A 21,037-nucleotide genomic window follows, 5' to 3' on the forward strand; every position below is an offset into this window, starting at 1 on the left:
CTGCGGCAGTCTTAAGATTAACCGACGATTTCCAGTACCTGCTCCGGCGGACGTCCAATTCGCGCCTGGCCTTTGGCAACCACAATTGGACGCTCCATCAGTTTCGGGTTTTCTACCATTGCCTGAATCAGCGCATCTTCACTCAGGTTTTTGTCCGCTAGGTTAAGCGACTTATAGAGATCTTCTTTCTGGCGCATCAGCTCACGCGCGCTGGACATACCCAGCATCTGCAGAAGTTCACGCAGAGTCGCGGCGTCAGCCGGGGTTTCCAGATACAGCACCACTTCCGGGTCCACGCCGTTGGACTTCAGTAATTCCAGCGTTTCACGGCTCTTGGAGCAGCGTGGGTTATGGTAGATTTTAATCGCGTCTGACATTTTTCTTTCCTGTTACATCTTGGTGTACGGTTTAAAGCGCTCTTGCAGCTGGCGTAGCTGGTCGATACGGGCATCGTATCTGGCCTGCTGCTGGCTGCCCAGTTTCACCTGAGAGCTTGCGCTGCTGAGCATTGAAATCGCCTGATCCAGACGTCCGGCGAGGGCATACCCTTCTGCGCGCGCCGCCAGCTCCTGATCGCGGTTATTCAGGTTGGCTTCCGTTTGCGCTAACAAATCCCAGCCGTTAGGGTCGTCCTTATGGTTAAACGTATAGCGATTCAGGATGGTCGCCGCCTCTTTGGCTTGTCCACCCTGTAAATACGCATTCGCCAGGTTGAGCTGAAGGACCGGGTTAGTGCGCAGGTCGCGGGCGTTTTTCAGGCGGTTAATGGCATCACTGGTTTTCTTCTGGCCGAGATCAATATCCGTTGCCAGGTCGAGATACCAGGCATTGTTAGCATCCGCCGCGAGCAGCGGCTGTAGCGCTTTACGTGCTTCGTCATATTTGCTGGCTTCCATCGCCTGCAATGCCCGGCCATACTGGGCTGCACGTTGTTCACGTACGTTGCCTTTCGACCAGTTATCCAGTAGATCGCTGGTTAACTGGTTGCGGCCTGAATTGTACATGCCCAAGGTTCGTGCCTTAGCCAGATAAAAATCTTCTGACGACTGGACGACCACCGGACGCATCTGGTTGGCGCGGTTACGGGCATCCGACAGGCGGCTTTCAGGCAGGGGGTGAGTCAGCAAAATTTCCGGCGGACGCGAAGAGTAACGGGCCTGATCGAGCAGTTTTTCGAGGAACGTCGGCATGGCCTGGGGATCAAAGCCCGAACGTTGCAGTACCTGAATACCGATGCGGTCTGCTTCCTGTTCATTCTGTTGCGTAAAGCTAATCATCCCCTGGCGAGTACCCGCCAGTGTACCGGTTAACGCCGCCATCCCTGCCTGCGGGCTGGCCATTGCTAATAAAATCGAGCCTAATGCGCCAACCCATGTCAGCGGTGCGCTACGTTTCTGATCTTCCATCGCGCGCGCCAGGTGACGTTGTGTGACGTGGGAGATTTCGTGCGCCATGACCGACGCCAGTTGGCTTTCGTTATCGGAATAGCGGAATAGCGCGGAGTGCAAAACAACGTTGCCGCCAAAGAAAGCAAAGGCGTTGATTTCATCGTTGTTAATCAAAAAGAAGGTGAAGGGTGTTTTTACCGAGTCGGCGTGCGAGACCAGACGCATCCCCAGCGCATTAATGTATTGGGTGAGCAATGGATCGTTAATTAATGGCGCACTACCGCGCAACTGGCGTACGTAATAATCGCCCATCTGCATTTCCTGTCCTATGGAAAGCGTACTCCCTGCCGAGGTTCCCATATCAGGCAGGGTGTCCGCGGTGTCTGCAAATGCGGGCGCGACCTGACCGATAGTCAGTGCGGCAATGAGGGTAGCAACCAGGTTTTTTTTCAACTGCCTGAACATAACCTCTGTCCTGTATTCTTTTTTGAGATAGCCATTTGACCAATGCCGTGAAGTATCGTTCACACTCTGCAAGCTTAGGGAGTGTAACTGTGAAACCTGACGATGAACACCCAGGAAAAATGTCTTTTCACTTTGCGTAATCAGTCATAAAAAGCGAAGTCTTTTTTGTGACATTTCGATACAATTCGGGATCGCAATCCCGCTATTGAGGTTCAGGGAAGGTTTTATGCTCGAAATGTTGACGCAATGGTATCGCCGCCGCTTTAGCGACCCAGAGGCTATTGCCTTGCTGATTATTCTGGTTGCCGGTTTTGGCATCCTGTTCTTCTTTAGTGGTCTGTTGGCGCCGCTGCTGGTCGCGATTGTGCTGGCTTATCTGCTGGAATGGCCTACCGCCCGGCTGGAAAATATCGGTTGCTCGCGGCGCTGGGCGACGTCAATTGTGCTGGTGGTGTTTGTCGGTATTTTACTGCTGATGGCGTTTGTGGTAATGCCTGTTGCATGGCAGCAAGGCATCTATCTGATACGCGATATGCCTGGCATGCTCAACAAGTTGTCTGACTTTGCCGCCACCTTACCGCGACGTTATCCGGCGCTGATGGATGCGGGCATCATTGATGCGATGGCGGAAAATATGCGTTCCCGGATGCTCACCATGGGCGATTCAGTGGTGAAATATTCGCTGGCTTCACTGGTTGGTTTACTGACGCTGGCGGTCTATCTGGTGCTTGTCCCACTGATGGTATTCTTTTTGGTGAAGGATAAAAGCCAGATGTTGAATGCTGTGCGCCGGGTGCTGCCGCGAAATCGTGGACTGGCAGGACAGGTCTGGAAAGAAATGAACCAGCAAATCACCAACTATATCCGCGGTAAAGTACTGGAGATGGTGGTGGTCGGTGTTGCAACCTGGCTGGGTTTCCTGATGTTTGGCCTTAACTACTCTCTGCTGCTGGCGGTGCTGGTGGGGTTCTCTGTGCTGATCCCGTATATCGGCGCGTTTGTGGTGACGATTCCGGTTGTTGGTGTGGCGTTATTCCAGTTCGGTCTCGGTACCGAGTTCTGGAGCTGTTTCGCCGTGTACCTGATAATCCAGGCGCTGGACGGCAATCTGCTGGTTCCCGTACTCTTCTCCGAAGCCGTAAATTTGCATCCGCTGGTCATTATTCTCTCAGTCGTAATATTCGGCGGTCTGTGGGGATTCTGGGGCATTTTCTTTGCCATTCCGCTGGCGACGCTAATCAAAGCCGTGGTGCATGCCTGGCCGGATGGTCAGACGGTTGACGAACCCTAATCTGTAAGATCCGGCGATATCATGTCGCCGGATCCGAACTTGTCTGACCTCTATCCACACTTTCTGAATAATCTCTTCTGCTGTCGTTTTTCTCCGCATTTGTCTTTAACTTGACCTGCGTGATGTCTTTCTGTCACGCAAGGAATAAGACCAACAGGAGAACAAAATGGGCCACAACACACACACGCAGCAAAAGGTGGGATGGGGCGGTTATCTCGCTTTTTTTATTACGATTATCCTTTTTTCCGGCATGTTTGCGAAAAGTACCGAATGGTGGCGGGTCTTTGACTTCACCGTCCTCAACGGCGCGTTTGGGCAGATTAATGCGGCGGGTGACACGGCGGTCTCTTTTCGCGGCTCTGGAGGGATGGGGGCCAAAGACGGCTTCTTATTCGCGCTTGAGCTGGCACCTTCCGTCATTCTTTCACTCGGGATTATTTCCGTCACCGAAGGGTTGGGTGGTTTACGTGCGGCACAACAGCTGATGACGCCGGTCCTGCGCCCGTTACTCGGTATTCCGGGAGTTTGTTCGCTGGCGCTAATTGCGAATTTGCAAAATACCGATGCCGCGGCCGGGATGACCAAAGAGATGGCGGAAGAGGGCATTATTACTGAACAGGAGCGTGCCATTTTTGCCTGCTGGCAAACCAGCGGTAGCGCGTGTATTACCAACTATTTTTCCTCTGGCGCTGCGCTGTTTACGGTGGTTACCGTTCCGGTGATTACGCCGCTGGCGGTGATCCTTGTCTTCAAATTTGTGGGAGCGAATCTGCTGCGTTTGTGGATTGCGCAGCTGGAAAATCGCCGTCTGCAGCAGGAGGTCTGAGATGACAACGCAGGTACGTAAAAACGTCATGGATATGTTTATCGATGGCGCGCGGCGGGGGTTTACAATTGCTACAACCAGCCTGTTACCTAACGTGGTGATGGCGTTTGTGATTATTCAGGCGCTGAAGGTGACGGGATTGCTCGAGATTGTCGGGCGGGTGTGCGAACCGGTGATGGCGCTGTGGGGGCTACCGGGAGAATCTGCCACCGTGCTGCTGGCGGCGGTGATGAGTATGGGAGGCGGCGTCGGCGTTTGTGCCAGTCTGGTTGTTGCTGGTACGCTTTCGGGACATGATGCGACTGTATTGCTACCGGCTATCTACCTGATGGGCAATCCGGTGCAAAATGTGGGACGCTGCCTGGGAACTGCGGGGGTCCATCCCCGTTACTACCCGCTGATTATTGCGGTATGCGTCATTAATGCGCTGCTCTCTATTTGGGTTATGCAGGTAATTGCCTGACAAGGAAGGTTATGAACTGTTCAATTCTTAATTTGACGTTGTTCCAGCAGGGACACGTGTACGCGCCGGAAGATTTAGGCCGCCAGGATATTCTGGTGTCTGGCAGTACAATTGTTGCCATCGCGCCGTCGATTTCTCCTGAAGACTTCCCCGGCTGCGAGTGCATCCATCTTGACGGTGCGATTGTGTGCCCGGGGTTTATCGATCAGCACGTCCATCTGATTGGCGGCGGCGGAGAGGCAGGGCCACATACCCGTACGCCTGAAGTGCGCTTGTCGCGACTGGTTGAAGCCGGTATCACTTCCGTCGTGGGATTATTGGGAACGGACGGGATTACCCGTCATCCTGAGTCGTTGCTGGCGAAAACACGTGCGCTGGAGTTTGAAGGCATCAGCGCATGGATGCTGACCGGGGCCTATTCTCTGCCATCGCCGACAATCACCGGCAGTATCGATCGCGACGTGGCGCTGATCGATAAAGTCATTGGCGTGAAATGTGCGATTTCGGACCATCGTTCCTCCGCCCCGGACACCTCGGCGCTGGCGAACATGGCGGCGCAGTCGCGGGTAGGTGGATTGTTAGGGCGCAAACCGGGGGTAAGCGTTTTCCACATGGGTGACAGCCCGCGCATGTTGGAGCCGTTGTACAACATCCTCGAGTGCTGTGATGTCCCGATTACCAAACTGTTGCCAACGCATGTTAATCGTGCGGAACCGCTGTTCCAGGCGGCGCTGGAGTATGCCCGCCAGGGCGGTTATATCGATATCACCAGCAGCATTGATGAGCCTGTTGATCCGGCAATGGCGATTGCTACAGCGTTGCGCCAGAACGTGCCACTGTCGCGCATTACCCTGAGCTCGGATGGCAACGGCAGCCAGCCGGAATTTGATGAGTTAGGTAATCTCACCGGTATCGGTGTCGCGGGGTTTGAATCACTGGCGGAAACGGTGCGCCAGTTGGTGAAAGTTCATGCCATACCGCTGGAACAGGCGCTCTGTCCGCTGACGCGTACGGTCGCAGAATTTTTGGGACTAGAGCATAAAGGGCGTTTGGCGGTGGGATGCGATGCGGACATTCTGGTGCTGAACGACGCGCTGGAAGTGAATTACCTTTGGGCAAAGGGGAAAGCCATGGTGAAAGAGAAGCAAGCGTGTGTAAAAGGAACGTTTGAATAAACGACCTTTATGCCGGGGGGCGGCTATGCCTTACCCGGCCTACAAGTTTCGCAATATTAATAAGCTGCGTAGGCCTGATAAGCGAAGCGCCATCAGGCTTTTTCCAGCAAAACGTAAATCAGGCGTTCTCTTTCAGCCAGTTCAGTACCACGTCGTGGTGATTGCTGGTTTTGAAATCATCAAACACATGTTCAATTTTGCCTTCGGCATCAATAAGGAAGCTGATGCGGTGGATGCCATCGTAGGTCTTACCCATAAATGACTTTTCACCCCAGACGCCAAATTGCTCGCAAACCTGATGATCTTCATCAGACAGGAGCGTGAAGTTAAGCACTTCTTTCTCCGCAAATCGGGAAAGCTTCTCTGGTTTATCGGTGCTTATCCCCAGCACTTCAACACCGGCTTTTTTTAACTGATCCATGTTATCGCGCAAGCCACAGGCCTGTACGGTACAGCCGGGCGTCATGGCTTTCGGGTAGAAATAAACCAGAACACGCTGTCCCTGGAAGTCGGTTAAATTTACTTGTTCTCCGTCTTGATCCGGCAAGCTAAATTTCGGTGCGATATCACCGGCTTTCAGTGGGTTCATTACTTAACTCCATCCTGTTCATCATGCTGTGAGTAATTGACGACGTTAATACTGCCTTGCGCATTGAGTTCTGTACAGAGTGCTTTAAACGCATCCTCAATATTTGCCGAATCATGTGACGCAGGACTATGTGCGGTAATTTGAATAAACAACTGTGCAGTCTTGCCGTTTTCAGCCGGCTGTGTGCGCGAAACCAGTTCCGCAATATTCATTTGATGGCTGTCAAAAAGGGCGGTAAAGCGCTCAATCAAATGAGGCGAGTCGGGGACATCGACCTGTACCCATACCGTGGCGGGCATCGCCGGACGGGGACGCGCGGTCGTACGCTTCATCACAATCAATAAATCCAGCTCTGCGCCTTTCAACGGCAAGGTTGATTCAATCAGGGTGATGGCATTCCAGGTTCCGGATAACAGCATGATAAACGTAAACTCGTCACCCAGCATGGCCAGTCGGCTGTCTTCGATATTACAGCCACAACTGCTGACATGACGGGTGATAGTGTTCACAATTCCCGGGCGATCAGCACCCAGCGCAGTAATGACCAGATAGTGTTGCGATGGCGATGTCAAACCTGTTCTTCCTTTGAGCGGTGAGGTAATCATAAGGAAAGCATAAAAAAAACATGCATACAACAATCAGAAGGGCTATGGTCGCTTGCTTTTATTGTCGTACCAAACGTACCATTGAGACACTTGTTTGCACAGAGGATGGCCCATGTTCACGGGAAGTATTGTCGCGCTTATTACGCCGATGGATGAGAAAGGTAAAGTCTGCCGGTCGAGCCTGAAAAAACTGATTGATTATCATGTCGCCAGCGGCACCTCGGCGATCGTTTCGGTTGGCACCACCGGTGAGTCCGCTACCCTGAGTCATGATGAACATGGCGATGTGGTAATGATGACGCTGGAGCTGGCCGATGGGCGTATTCCGGTTATTGCCGGAACGGGCGCCAATGCGACCGCAGAAGGCATTAGTCTGACGCAGCGTTTTAACGACAGCGGTGTTGTCGGCTGCCTGACGGTGACGCCTTACTACAACCGCCCAACTCAGGAAGGTTTGTTCCAGCATTTCAAAGCCATCGCGGAACATACTGACCTGCCGCAAATTCTGTATAATGTGCCGTCCCGTACTGGCTGCGATATGCTGCCGGAAACCGTGGGTCGCCTGGCGAAGGTAAAAAATATTGTCGCTATCAAAGAGGCCACAGGGAACTTAAGTCGTGTTCACCAGATCAAAGAGCTGGTTTCAGACGATTTTATTCTGCTTAGCGGTGATGATGCGACCGGACTGGACTTCATGCAGCTTGGTGGTCATGGCGTGATTTCCGTAACGGCTAACGTTGCGGCACGCGATATGGCCGAAATGTGCAAACTGGCGGCAGAAGGGCATTTTGCCGAGGCGCGGGTGATCAACCAACGTCTGATGCCGTTACACAACAAACTATTTGTCGAACCCAATCCTATCCCAGTGAAATGGGCATGTAAGGAGTTGGGACTTGTGGCGACCGATACGCTACGTTTGCCGATGACGCCAATCACGGACAATGCTCGTGATATCGTCAAAGCGGCGCTTAAGCATGCCGGTTTGCTGTAAAGTTTAGGGAGATTTGATGGCTTACTCAGTACAAAAGTCGCGCCTGGCCAAGGTTGCGGGTGTTTCGCTTGTTATGTTGCTCGCGGCCTGTAGTTCTGACTCGCGCTATAAGCGCCAGGTGAGCGGTGATGAATCCTATCTGGAGGCCGCACCGCTTGCTGAGCTTCACGCGCCAGCTGGGATGATTCTGCCGGTTATGACCGGCGACTATAACATCCCGGTAACCAACGGCAGCGGTGCCGTGGGTAAAGCGCTGGATATTCGCCCACCGGCTCAGCCGTTAGCATTAGTTACTGGCGCCCGTACTCAGATCGCGGGCGATACAGCGACATTGCTGGTGGAAAATGGTCGTGGCAACACGCTGTGGCCGCAGGTCGTGAGCGTTGTTCAGTCTAAAAACTACACCATCGCCAAACGTGATGATGCCAGCCAGACGCTGACTACCGATTGGGTTGACTGGAACCGTCTGGATGAAGACGAACAGTACCGTGGGCGTTATCAAATCTCGGTTAAACCGCAGGGCTATCAGCAAGCGGTGACGGTGAAACTGATTAACCTCGAGCAGGCAGGTAAACCGGTAGCCGATGCGGCATCAATGCAGCGTTACAGCGCTGAGATGATGAACGTTATCTCTGCTGGTCTGGATAAGAACGCCACCGACGCCGCGAATGCCGCGCAGAACCGTTCTGCCGCGACTATGGACGTTCAGAGTGCTGCAGATGACACCGGTTTACCGATGCTGGTGGTACGTGGACCGTTCAACGTGGTATGGCAGCGTCTGCCGGCAGCGCTGGAAAAAGTGGGCATGAAAGTGACCGACAGCACCCGTTCTCAGGGCAGCATCGCTGTGACTTACAAACCACTGTCAGACAGTAACTGGCAGGAGCTGGGCGCGAGCGATCCGGGTCTGGTATCCGGCGACTACAAACTGCAGGTCGGTGATTTAGACAACCGCAGTAGTTTGCAGTTTATCGATCCTAAGGGGCATACCCTGACGCAAAGCCAGAACGACGCGCTGGTCGCCGTCTTCCAGGCAGCGTTTAGTAAGTAAAAATAAAGGGCTGGATAACTCCAGCCCTTTTTTTCTGATATGATACGCAAACGTGTGCGTCGGCAGAAAAACGCAATATTTATCGTTAATTCACACCCAGGAGTAATAAAGATGCAAAAGCAAGCTGAGTTGTATCGTGGTAAAGCGAAGACCGTATACAGCACGGAAAACCCGGACCTGTTGGTGCTCGAATTCCGCAATGATACGTCAGCAGGGGATGGCGCGCGCATTGAACAGTTTGACCGTAAAGGTATGGTGAATAACAAATTCAACCATTTCATTATGACCAAACTGCAAGAAGCAGGCATTCCTACCCAGATGGAGCGACTGCTATCCGATACTGAATGTCTGGTGAAAAAACTGGAGATGGTACCGGTTGAATGTGTGGTACGTAACCGCGCGGCAGGCTCACTGGTTAAGCGTTTAGGCGTTGAGGAAGGTATTGAACTGAATCCGCCGTTGTTTGATCTGTTCCTGAAAAACGATGCTATGCACGATCCAATGATTAACGATTCCTATTGCGAAACTTTTGGTTGGGTGAGCAAAGAGAATCTGGCACGTATGAAAGAGCTGACTTACAAAGCCAACGACGTGCTGAAAAAGATGTTTGATGATGCTGGTCTGATTCTGGTCGACTTCAAACTTGAGTTTGGCTTGTACAAAGGTGAAGTCGTGCTGGGCGACGAATTCTCACCGGACGGTAGCCGTCTGTGGGACAAAGAAACGCTGGATAAAATGGACAAAGATCGCTTCCGCCAGAGTCTGGGCGGCCTGATCGAAGCCTATGAAGCTGTCGCGCATCGTCTGGGTGTGAAGTTAGACTAACGCCCCCCTGAGCCGGCGATCGCTCTCCGGCTCATCAATCCCGCCGATTTTGATTACTGTTTCTTATGGTAATCCTGTTCCGAACCGCCTACGATCATCATCATAATGAATAAAAAGTTGAGGTGATTATGCGCTGGCAAGGGCGTCGTGAAAGTGACAATGTGGAAGACAGACGAAACAGCGCCGGCGGCGGCCCTTCTATGGGCGGACCGGGTTTTCGTTTGCCCAGTGGTAAAGGCGGCATCATCCTGCTGATTGTGGTGCTTGTCGCGGGCTATTATGGCGTGGATCTTACCGGATTAATGACCGGCCAACCTGTATCCCAACAGCAATCATCACACTCCATTAGCCCAAATGATGATGAAGCGGCAAAATTCACCTCGGTGATACTGGCAACGACCGAAGATACCTGGGGGCAGCAGTTTGAAAAAATGGGCCGGACCTACCAACAGCCGAAGCTGGTGATGTATCGTGGCGCGACGCGTACCGGCTGCGGTGCGGGCCAGTCCGTGATGGGGCCGTTTTATTGCCCGGCGGATGGTACGGTGTATATCGACCTCTCATTCTATGATGACATGAAAAACAAGCTGGGCGCTGATGGCGATTTTGCTCAGGGCTATGTCATTGCGCACGAAGTGGGCCACCATGTGCAAAAACTACTGGGCATTGAACCGAAAGTTCGTCAGATGCAGCAAAATGCCTCTCAGGCCGAAGTGAATCGCCTTTCCGTTCGTATGGAGCTGCAGGCAGATTGCTTTGCCGGTGTCTGGGGTCACAGTATGCAGCAGCAGGGTGTACTTGAATCTGGCGATCTGGAAGAGGCGCTAAACGCCGCTCAGGCCATTGGTGATGATCGTTTGCAACAGCAGGGGCAAGGGCGCGTTGTGCCCGATAGTTTTACTCACGGCACCTCGCAGCAACGTTACACCTGGTTTAAACGCGGCTTTGACAGTGGCGATCCGGGACAATGTAATACCTTTGGCAAAGGCATTTAAGATATTGAGGCAGGGATGTCTGACAATGCAGCACTGAGTGCGCTCACTGAACGCATGGCCAGAGAAGGAATTCGTCGTCTGCTGGTCATCAGCGGCGAAGAAAACTGGTGCCAGGCGCAAGCGTTAGCGCTACGCAAAACATTGCCCGGCGACTGGCTGTGGGTAGGGGCAACAGCCCCCGCAGAGCCAGGTTGCACACCACAGGCGCTGCAAACGTTACTGGGGCGCGAGTTTCGTCATGCGGTTTTCGACGCCGGACAGGGATTTGACGCGGCGGCGTTTGCCGCACTCAGCGGCACGCTCCGCGCCGGGAGTTGGCTGGTGTTGCTGACCCTACCCTGGCAGGCCTGGCAAACGTCTCCGGACATGGATTCCCTGCGCTGGAGCGACTGCGCCGAACCTATCCCAACACCGCACTTTGTTGAACACTTCAGGCGAGCCGTGACTCGTGAAGGGGAAACGTTGCACTGGCAACAGCATCAGGCGAAATCCTATCCGCACTTTCCTGTACGGGCAGACTGGCAGGCGGCAAACGGCGATCCCCTGCCGGAACAGGCGAAGATTTTACATCATTTGCTGGATATGCCTCCGGGTGTGGTTGCGGTGACCGCCGCGCGTGGCCGGGGTAAATCTGCGCTGGCAGGACAGTTGATTTCGCGCATGACGGGGACGGCTATTGTTACCGCTCCGGCGAAAGCGGCAACGGATGTACTGGCGCAATTTGCTGGGGAACGCTACTGTTTTATGGCGCCGGACGCGCTGTTAAGCAGTACTGCAACTGCAGACTGGCTGATCGTGGATGAAGCCGCCGCGATCCCCGCGCCGCTGCTACACCAACTGGTGGCGCGTTTTCCCCGCACGCTGTTAACCACCACCGTACAGGGCTACGAGGGGACCGGCAGAGGTTTTTTGCTAAAATTCTGCGCCCGCTTTCCGAATCTGCGACGCTATGAGTTGCAGCAGCCAGCGCGTTGGGCTCTGGGGTGCCCGCTGGAAAAAATCGTCAGTGAGGCACTGGTGTTCGACGACGAAACCTTTTCGCATCCCCCTCAGGGCAATATCCGCTTCTCTGCCTTTGAGTCGACCGCCTGGCATCACAATCCGCATCTGCCTCTGGCGGTCTACCAACTGCTTTCCGGGGCGCATTACCGTACCTCACCGCTGGACCTGCGACGCATGATGGATGCACCAGGTCAGCATTTTCTGCATGCTTCGGCTGCTGGCTCGGTCGCGGGAGCCGTCTGGTTGGTCGATGAAGGGGGATTATCCGCAGAATTAAGCCAGGCCGTTTGGGCAGGATATCGCCGGCCAAGAGGCAATCTGGTTGCGCAGTCACTGGCGGCGCATGGTGGTGACCCGTTGGCGGCGACGCTCGTCGGGAGACGAGTTAGTCGAATTGCGGTTCATCCCGCTCGCCAGCGGGAAGGTATCGGGCAACAGCTGATTATGCAGGCCCATCAGTATTCCTCGCAGTGTGACTATCTTTCCGTCAGTTTTGGTTATACGGCCGAATTGTGGCGTTTTTGGCAGCGATGCGGTTTTGTCATGGTGCGAATGGGGAATCATCGTGAAGCCAGCAGCGGGTGCTATACGGCAATGGCGTTGCTTCCCATCAGTGATGCCGGGCAGCGTCTGGCTGAGCGGGAGCATCAGCGATTGCGTCGCGATGTGGCGATCCTCGCACAATGGAATGATGAGTGTATCCCGGTCGTCCCACTGAAAGAGTCTACGCTTAATGATGATGACTGGGATGAGCTGGCAGGGTTTGCCTTCGCGCATCGGCCGTTACTCACCTCACTCGGTTGCTTAAGCCGTCTTCTCCAGCACTGTGAACAGCCTCTCCCGGCGCTGCGTGGGCGTTTACAGGAAAAATGCAGTGACGCAGAACTGTGCAAGCGGCTGAAGGTCTCGGGGCGCAAAGCATTGCTGCTGGTTCAGCGTGAGGAGGCGGCACAGGCGTTAGCGCAGTTGGATACCGAACGTCAGCAACGGTTACGTAATCGCATTATGCAATGGCAATTTTTTCACTAACTTCTTCAATTTCCTGGCATGGTCATTGCGGTTAAGCGGCGTAGAATAATTCTCATCAGTTAAGGAGATCGCCATGAAACATGACCATTTTGTTGTTCAAAGTCCCGATAAACCCGCTCAACAGCTACTGTTGCTGTTTCATGGCGTCGGCGATAACCCGGTTGCCATGGGCGAAATTGGTTCCTGGTTTGCACCACTGTTTCCGGACGCGCTGATTGTCAGTATTGGTGGCGCTGAGCCTTATAGCGCTGCTGGTGGGCGTCAATGGTTTTCTGTTCAGGGTGTAACAGAAGAGAACCGTCAGGCGCGTATTGATGCCATCATGCCGGTGTTTATCGAAACCGTTCGCTATTGGCAGAAACAGAGTGGTGTGTCACCTCAGGCCACCGCGCTGATTGGCTTTTCGCAAGGGGCGATTATGTCGCTTGAGAGCATCAAAGCCGAGCCAGGGCTGGCATCGCGGGTCATTGCCTTTAATGGTCGTTACGCCACCTTGCCGGAAGCCGCTACCACCGCTACCACAGTGCATTTGATTCACGGCGGTGAAGATCGGGTGATTGAGTTATCTCATGCGGTTGCTGCGCAGGAAGCGTTAATTCGTGCAGGTGGGGATGTGACTCTGGATATCGTCGAAAATCTGGGGCACGCCATTGATGAACACAGCATGCAGTTCGCGCTTGATCATCTGCGCTTTACCGTACCGAAGCACTACTTTGATGAAGCGCTGAGCGGTGGTAAGCCTCACGATGATGATGTGATTGAAATGATATAACGTGTAGGCCGGATAAGGCGAAGCCGCCATCCGGCATGACAGTCAGTGATAGTGCCGGATAGCAACGTGATATGTGTTATCCGGCCTACAAATTATTTCTTCGGCTGATCCTTATTCGGCCAATCGTCGTCATCGTCCCATTTATCGTTAAAATCACGATGCGGGGGAAGTTCCGGCTTATTGGCGAGAAACTTCTTGTGGTCGACACGCTTAAGATCTTTGATCACATTCAGCAGTACCCCCACCAGAAACACCAGCACTAAAATCCACCAATATTTTGCCAGCCAGTCCATGCTCATTTCCTCTTGCAGGAACACTCATCAGGCGACGAGTTGTTCCATGATACGTTGATACATACGGGCAAGCAGCTGCAGGTCGGCGGCATTGACGCATTCATTTATTTTATGAATGGTGGCATTGACCGGCCCAAGTTCCACCACCTGTGCCCCCATGCGGGCAATAAAGCGCCCGTCGGATGTCCCGCCTGTCGTCAGTAACTGCGGTTTAATCTCATTATAGTGCTCAATGGCGTTCACCACTGCATCCACCAGTTTACCGCGTTCGGTCAGGAACGGTTGACCGGAAAGCCACCAGTCTACTGTGTAACGCAGTTGGTGCTTGTCCAACAGTTCCAATACCCGCGACTTAATCATTTCGTCGTTTAATTCGGTGCTGAAACGGAAGTTGAACTGAATAAACAGTTCGGCAGGGATGACGTTGTTGCTGCCCGTGCCCGCCTGAATATTGGCAATCTGCATGCTGGTTGCCGGGAAGAACTCATTGCCTTGATCCCACTCAATCGCCACCAGCTCATTGAGCATTGGCGCAGCCCGGTGCACCGGGTTATCGGCCAGATGTGGGTAGGCTACGTGGCCCTGCACGCCATGAATGGTCAGGTTGCAGGTCAGTGAACCACGACGTCCATTTTTCACCACGTCACCGACGATTTCGGTGCTGGACGGCTCACCGACCAGGCAATAATCCAGCCGCTCATTACGCGCCATCAGCGTTTCAACCACCTTCACGGTGCCGTTTTTAGCGCTGGCTTCTTCGTCAGAGGTTATCAAAAACGCCAGACGACCCTGATGGTCTGGATGCTGTGCGACAAAACGCTCTGCGGCCACGACCATTGCCGCCAGCGAACCTTTCATATCGGCCGCACCGCGTCCGAACAGCATGCCGTCGCGAATGGTCGGTTCAAACGGCGGATTGATCCACCGATCAACATCGCCTGCGGGCACTACGTCGGTGTGACCGGCAAATGCCAGGGTCTCACCTTTTCCGCGCCATGCCCAAAAATTCTGTGTGTCACCAAAATCCATTCGCTCAACGGTAAAACCTACCGCACGCAGGCGTTCAATCATTAACGCCTGGCACCCGGCATCATCCGGGCTCAGAGATGGACGGCGAATAAGCTGCTGTGTCAGCTCAATAACCGGGCACGACATAGATTACACCTCATTAAAAAACTGCGTATAACTGGATTCGCTGAAACCAAGCAGCATAGGCTTACCCGGCGCGCAGAGCAATGGGCGTTTGATAATTGCAGGCATTTCAATCATCAATGAGGCGGCAGCAGTGGCATTAGTGATTTGATTACGCGTTGCTTCATCCAGTTTACGCCAGGTGGTTCCCCGCGTATTGAGCAGCGCCTCCCAGCCTAACTCGTTGATAAAGGACTGTAACAGCGTGTTGTCCAGACCATCGACGCGATAATCATGAAAGCGGTAGTCGACCCCATTTTCTTCCAGACAGCGTCGGGCCTTTTTAATTGTATCGCAATTCTTAATGCCGTAGAGGGTGATCATGTGAATCCTTATTGACGTATTTTGAATACTTATTCTTGTATTCTCGTGTTTCTGATAATACATATTGTCATTCATTCGTTATAGAAAAATATAACATTGTTGAACAACGGTGAATAATGATTCCTGAAAGTTCCAAAATCTCACGTCGATCGGTATTTCAGAATTGACCTGTTTGCATCAGCCTGTTTTTCAATCAGAATTAGCAAAGTAGTAGATAGTGTATGAATATTTCAAAATATTGCAGTAAGTCACATAAAATTTATGGGTATGGCGCATGATTACATAAACCCCGAACACGGGAGGATGTAATCACAACCATCGGTTAAATGTTCTTTTTTTGATGATGATGATTTTGTAGAATGCTCATAATAATAAGAGAGGTTGTTATGATTGAACGTGAACTGGGGAACTGGAAAGACTTTATCGAAGTGATGCTTCGTAAATAATTTTCTGGAAGAAATTCATATCCTGCAAAGGATAAAAAAAGGCGACTCAACGTAAGTCGCCTTTTTTGTGCCCGGTTATTCCGGGCGTGGTTTCAACGGGAAGCGTCTGCGTACCAGCACAAAGAACAGGGGCACGAAGTAAATCGCCAGGATAGTGGCTGAAATCATCCCGCCCATAACGCCAGTCCCCACCGCATGCTGGCCGCCGGAGCCAGCACCACTGCTGATTGTCATCGGCAGTACCCCGAAGATAAACGCCAGCGACGTCATCAGAATCGGACGCAAGCGCTGGCGACAGGCATGCAGTGTGGCATCGAGCAGATCGTGTCCTTTTTCGTTCATCTCATTGGCGAATTCAACAATCAATATCGCGTTCTTTGCCGAAAGCCCGATAACGGTGAGTAACCCGACCTGGAAGTACACATCGTTTTCCAGACCACGCATCCAGGTCGCCAACAGCGCGCCAATGACACCCAACGGTACGACCAGCATAACGGAGAAGGGAACCGACCAGCTCTCGTATAGCGCAGCCAGACACAGGAACACGACCAACAGTGAAATAGCGTACAGGGCAGGAGCCTGAGATCCCGATAACCGTTCCTGATAAGACATCGCTGTCCATTCGAGGCCGAATCCGGTCGGCAACTGATGGACCAGCGATTCCATGATGTCCATCGCAGTACCAGTGCTGACGCCGGACGCGGCTTCACCGACGATCTCGACGGCGGAGTAGCCGTTATAGCGTTCCAGACGCGGTGAACCGGTCTCCCAACGCGACGTGGCAAAGGCAGAAAAAGGCACCATGCCGCCGCTATTGTTGCGGACGTACCACAGGTTGATATCGTCAGGGAGCATGCGATATTTTGCCGCCGCCTGCACGTAGACCTTCTTCACGCGACCCCGGTCCATAAAGTCATTAACGTAACTGGAGCCCCAGGCCGTTTGCAATGTGTCGTTGATATCGTCAATGGAAACACCCAGCGCCTGGGCTTTGCGCTGATCGATATCAATTTGCAACTGCGGACTGTCGTCCAGACCGTTATGACGAACGCGGGTCAGGGATGCGTCCTTCCCGGCCAGCTCAATCAGCTTGTCGCGCGCGGCCATTAACGCGTCATGACCGGCACCAGCGTGATCCTGCAGTTCCATATCGAAACCGGCAGAGCTTCCGAGGCCGCTAATCGCCGGAGGACTGCTGGCGAAGACGCGGGCCTCTTTAATCTTATTAAAGGCTTTAGTCGCACGTTCGATGATAGCGAAAGAGGTTCCGGTGGTAGTGTCGCGCTCATCCCAGTCTTTTAAGCGGACAAACATACGCGCTACGTTTTGACCGTTCCCGCCCGGGCCGGAACCGACCGTGGAAAAGACCGACATAATGTTGTCTTTCTCATGGGTGAAGTAATACTTCTCCACTTCCTGCACCACCTTCAACGTTTGCTGCTGCGTGGAGCCGCTGGGCAACTGTACCGAGGTGGTAAACATGCCGCGATCTTCCAGCGGCAGGAAGGAGGTGGGCAGGCGCAGGAACAGGAACACCATACCGCCGAGCAGCAGGCCGTAGATCAGGATCCAGCGCAGACTACGGTGCAAAATTTTGGCGACGCCTTTTTCGTAGCGCTCGGCGTTGCGATTAAACATCCGGTTAAACCAGCCGAAGAAACCCGTTTGTCCGTGATGTTCACCCTTATGCAGGGGTTTGAGCAAGGTGGCGCACAGGGCGGGGGTGAGGATCATCGCCACCAGAACGGACAACACCATCGCGGAGACGATGGTAATTGAGAACTGGCGGTAAATAGCCCCTGTCGTGCCACCGAAGAAGGCCATCGGGATAAACACCGCCGACAGCACCATGGCGATACCGACCAGCGCTCCCTGGATTTGCCCCATCGATTTTCGCGTCGCTTCACGCGGTGAGAGGCCTTCCTCACTCATAATACGCTCGACGTTTTCCACCACCACGATGGCATCATCGACCAGCAGGCCAATTGCCAGCACCATTGCAAACATTGTTAAGGTGTTGACGCTGTAGCCAAAACCATAAAGCACGGAGAAGGTGCCCATCAGGACGACGGGAACGGCGATGGTCGGGATAAGCGTGGCGCGGAAGTTTTGCAGAAACAGATACATCACGAGGAATACCAGCGCGATGGCTTCCAGCAGCGTTTTCACCACGTCGATAATTGAGGCTTTAACAAAGGAGGTGGTTTCATACGCGACCTTGTATTCCAGCCCGTGCGGGAAATACTGTGACAGTTCGTCAAGGCGGTTAAGCACCAGCTCTGCCGTTGCCATTTCATTGGCGCCGGAGGCCAGTTTCACCCCCAGACCGGAAGCCGGGTTGCCATTAAACCGGCTAAGGTAGTCGTACTTTTCAGCACCCATTTCAACCGTGGCGACGTCGCCCAGTTTAACTTCAGACCCGTCCTGGTTAACGCGAAGCGTAATTGCACGGAATTCATCCGGCGTTTGCAGCAGGGACTGGGCGTTGATCGTCGCATTTAGCGCCTGTTTGTCCACCGAAGGCGTACCGCCAAGCTGCCCAACCGCAATTTGCGCATTCTGTGATTCAATAGCGTCAGTCACATCTTTGGCGGTCATCTGAAAGCTGTTAAGTTTGGCCGGGTCGAGCCAGATACGCATCGAGTACTGTGAACCGTAAGCATCAATATCCCCTACACCGTTAATACGGCTAAGCGGGTCCTGAATATTACTCGCCACGTAGTCGGCGATGTCCTGCTTATCCATTGAGCCATCGGTGGAAACAAAGGCGATTGTCAGAATATTGGTGTCCCCGGTCTTACGCACCGTGACCCCCTGATCCTGTACCGCCTGCGGCAGCTTACGCATTGCCGATTGCAGCTGGTTTTGCACCTGCTGGACGGCCTCGTCAGGATCGGTTCCGGCAACGAAGCTAAGCGTCACCGTAGCCTGGCCTGTCCCGCTGCTCTGCGACGACATGTACATCAGGTTATCGAGACCGGTCATGTTCTGCTCGATCACCTGGGTGACGGTGTTTTCCAGAGTCTGAGCCGATGCGCCAGGATAGTTGGCGGTGACCCGCACGTTTGGCGGTGCCAGGTCGGGATATTGCTCAACGGGCAGCGAAAAAATAGCCAGGGCTCCTGTCAGGCACAACAGGATAGCTAACACCCAGGCAAAAATGGGGCGATCGATGAAAAAATTCGCCATTAAAAGAGGACCTCGTGTTTCTGCGTATCGTTATGGGTATGGCTTGCTTCACTTTAGCGGCAAGGTACGGGTCAAACGTGGAGAAAAAAAGAAGATAATGTAAATTATCATGCCCGTTTACAGCATACCTTTCGTGCCAACGCCGTCAGGCCTGGATCCAGACCCGACGGCGCTTTGCGGTTCTTTACGTTAGCTCACTGTCTGATTCAGCTGAACGGAAACTGATACTCACCAGCGTTCCCCCGCCGGAAGGTTGCGAGAAGGTCAGCGTACCGCTGAGTCTCTCTGCACGCTCACGCATGATATTCAGACCGTAGTGCCCCGTAGGCTCATGAGGCTCACCGATACCGACACCGTTATCACGGATATAAACGGTATGATTACCATCCGGCGCGGTAACACAGCTGACAGCAATTTCGCTGGCATTGGCATGCTTAATGGCATTCAGCACCGCTTCACGGACGATTTGTAACAGATGCACCTGCATTTGCGCGTCCAGTGCCAGTGTTGGCAGTCGACAATCGAGAGTCAGTTTAGCCGATGTTTGATTTTGCAACGTTTCCAGCATTTCATGCAGGGCAGAAGGCAAATCGGCCTGCTGTAAGGTCAGGCGGAAGGTGGTAAGCAGTTCGCGCAATTGGCGATAAGCATCATTCAGCGCCTGGGAGAAGTCCGCCATGATGCTTTGCGCCGGAACGTTATCCTGCGGAATAGCGCGTTTCAGTAGCGTAAGCTGAATACGTAAATAAGAGAGCACCTGCGCCAGCGAGTCGTGCAGCTCGCGGGCGATAGTTGCTCGCTCTTCCATTAGCAGCAGTTGCTGAAAATGCTTTTGCGCCTGGTTGAAGTACAGCCCGCGCCCGAGCATAGTTGATACGCTGTTGAGCAGTGGTGTGGAAGCATTCACATTCGGGCTTTGCCAGTGCAGTTCACCGTAAACTGTATCTTGCATCGTGACGGGCAGGATCTGCATTGGCAGTTCAGGGCTTGCCGTTCCTTCGCTGATTCGCCAGTTATCACCGACGGTGAGCTCCAGGAAATACGCGGCGTCATGTTCGCGGACAATCTGTAAAATATGGCGGAAGCAGTACACGTCAATCTGGCTGGTATTCAGTGCCTGGGAACATTGATATAACACTTCCAGGCGGCGATTGGCTTCGTGGAGATCGTGGGTTTTCTCGGCGACGGAGGCTTCCAGTGAACGGTACAGCTTATGCAACTCACTCGACATCTGGCTAAACGTTTTTGCCAGTAATCCCAGTTCGTTGGGGAGTTGTGTATCCAGCGGTGAGATATCAAACCTACCGTGTTCAATATGCTGGCTGGCCATCACCAGCTTATTCAGCGGACGCACCACCTGCTGGCGAATACGCCGTAGCGTAAAGAAGACGAGGGTGAAGATGCCGATCCCCCCCGCCAGCGATATGCCAAAAACCAACATCACCTTGCGTTCGGCATAATGCTGAAGTGCCAGCACGAAGAGATCGATTTGATCGACATAACTATTGATATTGGCCTGGTACCATTTTAAATCGCCATCGATCAGACGGGCGTTCATTTCCAGCCAGTTGGCATGCAGACGGCCATAGCGGCTTTTTACCGCTTGCGGGACATACCATGCGTTCAGATTTTGCAATGCGGGTGAGTTTAACGCCTGCTGGAAAAGCTGGCGATGAGCGTTGAGCTGTGGGCTTTGGCTTTGCAGATCGTAACCCAAACGGTAGCTTTGCATGCGCAATGAGCCCGCAACGTTGATGGCCTCAGCATCCCGCAAGCTGCTGGTCAGCGTAAGCAGTGCAATACCCGTTGAGAGAATCGACAGCAACACTATATAGAAAAAAGCCTTAGCCAGGCTGGCTGAGACCGGACGCTTTACCGTCACTTGCGCACCCTCACACAATTCACGCCACGCTCCGACTCAACCTGAACGATTCAGCGTATTTGATAAATGTTAAAAAAGTAATCATGAAACTGATTGTTAAATGAAACACAATTTCATATTCGATGAAATAAATTGATCTGCCACAGGTTCTGGATAAATAGTTGTGCTTCCTGGGCAAATGAACATTGCCGCCCTCTTCAGGGTCGGTTAATAACAACAGTCATATAAAGAATAAGGTTTTCGCA

At 53.1% G+C, this 21,037-nt stretch carries 20 protein-coding genes; 11 read left to right on the forward strand and 9 right to left on the reverse strand.

What is annotated here, in order from left to right:
- Positions 1 to 17 precede the first annotated feature (17 nt).
- Together arsC and bepA are read right to left on the reverse strand one after the other, a co-directional pair.
- On the reverse strand, positions 18 to 377 hold the full coding sequence (gene arsC / locus SK32_RS00505; protein WP_003037937.1) for an arsenate reductase (glutaredoxin): 360 nt from the start codon (positions 375 to 377) through the stop codon (positions 18 to 20).
- A 12-nt stretch (positions 378 to 389) separates the two neighbouring features.
- Entirely contained in the window at positions 390 to 1,853 is a 1,464-nt protein-coding gene (gene bepA / locus SK32_RS00510) for a beta-barrel assembly-enhancing protease (RefSeq protein ID WP_048210942.1), read from the reverse strand.
- 226 nt (positions 1,854 to 2,079) lie between these two features.
- Here bepA and SK32_RS00515 point away from each other — a divergent pair, with 226 nt between their 5' ends.
- The 4 genes from SK32_RS00515 (at position 2,080) to iadA (ending at position 5,608) form a co-directional block, all read left to right on the forward strand.
- The gene (locus SK32_RS00515; RefSeq protein ID WP_048210943.1) at positions 2,080 to 3,144 is read left to right on the forward strand and encodes an AI-2E family transporter; all 1,065 of its coding nucleotides are present in this window, start codon (positions 2,080 to 2,082) and stop codon (positions 3,142 to 3,144) included.
- A 166-nt stretch (positions 3,145 to 3,310) separates the two neighbouring features.
- Positions 3,311 to 3,970: a nucleoside recognition domain-containing protein gene (locus SK32_RS00520; protein ID WP_003847228.1), complete on the forward strand. Its 660-nt coding sequence runs from the start codon at positions 3,311 to 3,313 to the stop codon at positions 3,968 to 3,970.
- A gap of 1 nt (position 3,971) precedes the next feature.
- Positions 3,972 to 4,433, forward strand: coding sequence for a YjiG family protein (locus SK32_RS00525; protein WP_003037948.1), 462 nt, complete (start codon positions 3,972 to 3,974; stop codon positions 4,431 to 4,433).
- An 11-nt stretch (positions 4,434 to 4,444) separates the two neighbouring features.
- On the forward strand, positions 4,445 to 5,608 hold the full coding sequence (iadA, locus tag SK32_RS00530) for a beta-aspartyl-peptidase (RefSeq protein WP_048210944.1): 1,164 nt from the start codon (positions 4,445 to 4,447) through the stop codon (positions 5,606 to 5,608).
- 118 nt (positions 5,609 to 5,726) lie between these two features.
- Here the strand turns inward: iadA and bcp are convergent, their stop codons facing one another.
- The gene (bcp, locus tag SK32_RS00535; RefSeq protein ID WP_048210945.1) at positions 5,727 to 6,197 is read right to left on the reverse strand and encodes a thioredoxin-dependent thiol peroxidase; all 471 of its coding nucleotides are present in this window, start codon (positions 6,195 to 6,197) and stop codon (positions 5,727 to 5,729) included.
- The gene (locus tag SK32_RS00540; protein WP_197081302.1) at positions 6,197 to 6,769 is read right to left on the reverse strand and encodes a glycine cleavage system transcriptional repressor; all 573 of its coding nucleotides are present in this window, start codon (positions 6,767 to 6,769) and stop codon (positions 6,197 to 6,199) included. The genes bcp and SK32_RS00540 overlap by 1 nt, the downstream gene beginning before the upstream one ends.
- Before the next feature lie 145 nt (positions 6,770 to 6,914).
- Between SK32_RS00540 and dapA the strand changes: the two genes are divergently transcribed.
- From dapA to ypfH, 6 genes are all read left to right on the forward strand, one after another.
- Positions 6,915 to 7,793, forward strand: a complete 879-nt coding sequence (gene dapA / locus SK32_RS00545; RefSeq protein WP_005121885.1) for a 4-hydroxy-tetrahydrodipicolinate synthase — start codon at positions 6,915 to 6,917, stop codon at positions 7,791 to 7,793.
- A 16-nt stretch (positions 7,794 to 7,809) separates the two neighbouring features.
- Entirely contained in the window at positions 7,810 to 8,844 is a 1,035-nt protein-coding gene (bamC, locus tag SK32_RS00550; protein ID WP_048210947.1) for an outer membrane protein assembly factor BamC, read from the forward strand.
- Between the two features lie 111 nt (positions 8,845 to 8,955).
- Positions 8,956 to 9,669, forward strand: a complete 714-nt coding sequence (purC, locus tag SK32_RS00555) for a phosphoribosylaminoimidazolesuccinocarboxamide synthase (RefSeq protein WP_003835086.1) — start codon at positions 8,956 to 8,958, stop codon at positions 9,667 to 9,669.
- Positions 9,670 to 9,797: 128 nt separating this feature from the next.
- Positions 9,798 to 10,664 (forward strand): KPN_02809 family neutral zinc metallopeptidase, encoded by an 867-nt coding sequence (gene ypfJ / locus SK32_RS00560; protein ID WP_048210948.1) that lies wholly within the window; start codon positions 9,798 to 9,800, stop codon positions 10,662 to 10,664.
- Positions 10,665 to 10,679: 15 nt separating this feature from the next.
- Positions 10,680 to 12,695 (forward strand): tRNA(Met) cytidine acetyltransferase TmcA, encoded by a 2,016-nt coding sequence (locus tag SK32_RS00565; RefSeq protein WP_048210949.1) that lies wholly within the window; start codon positions 10,680 to 10,682, stop codon positions 12,693 to 12,695.
- 73 nt (positions 12,696 to 12,768) lie between these two features.
- Positions 12,769 to 13,467 carry an esterase gene (ypfH, locus tag SK32_RS00570; protein WP_048210950.1) on the forward strand — a complete coding sequence of 233 codons (699 nt, stop codon included), beginning with the start codon at positions 12,769 to 12,771 and terminating at the stop codon, positions 13,465 to 13,467.
- Positions 13,468 to 13,559: 92 nt separating this feature from the next.
- Here ypfH and SK32_RS00575 read toward each other — a convergent pair whose 3' ends face one another.
- The 3 genes from SK32_RS00575 to SK32_RS00585 are packed head-to-tail and all read right to left on the reverse strand — an operon-like array spanning position 13,560 to position 15,275.
- Complete coding sequence (locus tag SK32_RS00575) at positions 13,560 to 13,760, reverse strand: YpfN family protein (protein ID WP_003835080.1); 201 nt, start codon at positions 13,758 to 13,760, stop codon at positions 13,560 to 13,562.
- A 27-nt stretch (positions 13,761 to 13,787) separates the two neighbouring features.
- Positions 13,788 to 14,915: a succinyl-diaminopimelate desuccinylase gene (gene dapE / locus SK32_RS00580; RefSeq protein ID WP_048210951.1), complete on the reverse strand. Its 1,128-nt coding sequence runs from the start codon at positions 14,913 to 14,915 to the stop codon at positions 13,788 to 13,790.
- Positions 14,916 to 14,918: 3 nt separating this feature from the next.
- Entirely contained in the window at positions 14,919 to 15,275 is a 357-nt protein-coding gene (locus SK32_RS00585) for an ArsC family reductase (protein ID WP_048210952.1), read from the reverse strand.
- Positions 15,276 to 15,661: 386 nt separating this feature from the next.
- Between SK32_RS00585 and ypfM the strand changes: the two genes are divergently transcribed.
- Positions 15,662 to 15,721, forward strand: a complete 60-nt coding sequence (gene ypfM / locus SK32_RS25875; protein ID WP_001386977.1) for a protein YpfM — start codon at positions 15,662 to 15,664, stop codon at positions 15,719 to 15,721.
- A gap of 75 nt (positions 15,722 to 15,796) precedes the next feature.
- On the opposite strand, the gene acrD is transcribed toward ypfM, so the two are convergent.
- Both acrD and narQ read right to left on the reverse strand, forming a co-directional pair.
- Entirely contained in the window at positions 15,797 to 18,910 is a 3,114-nt protein-coding gene (gene acrD, locus SK32_RS00590; RefSeq protein ID WP_048210953.1) for a multidrug efflux RND transporter permease AcrD, read from the reverse strand.
- Between the two features lie 184 nt (positions 18,911 to 19,094).
- Positions 19,095 to 20,792 carry a nitrate/nitrite two-component system sensor histidine kinase NarQ gene (gene narQ, locus SK32_RS00595; protein ID WP_048210954.1) on the reverse strand — a complete coding sequence of 566 codons (1,698 nt, stop codon included), beginning with the start codon at positions 20,790 to 20,792 and terminating at the stop codon, positions 19,095 to 19,097.
- Between the last annotated feature and the right edge of the window lie 245 nt (positions 20,793 to 21,037).

The sequence above is a fragment of the Citrobacter sp. MGH100 genome (assembly GCF_001034465.1).
GTDB lineage: Bacteria > Pseudomonadota > Gammaproteobacteria > Enterobacterales > Enterobacteriaceae > Citrobacter > Citrobacter youngae.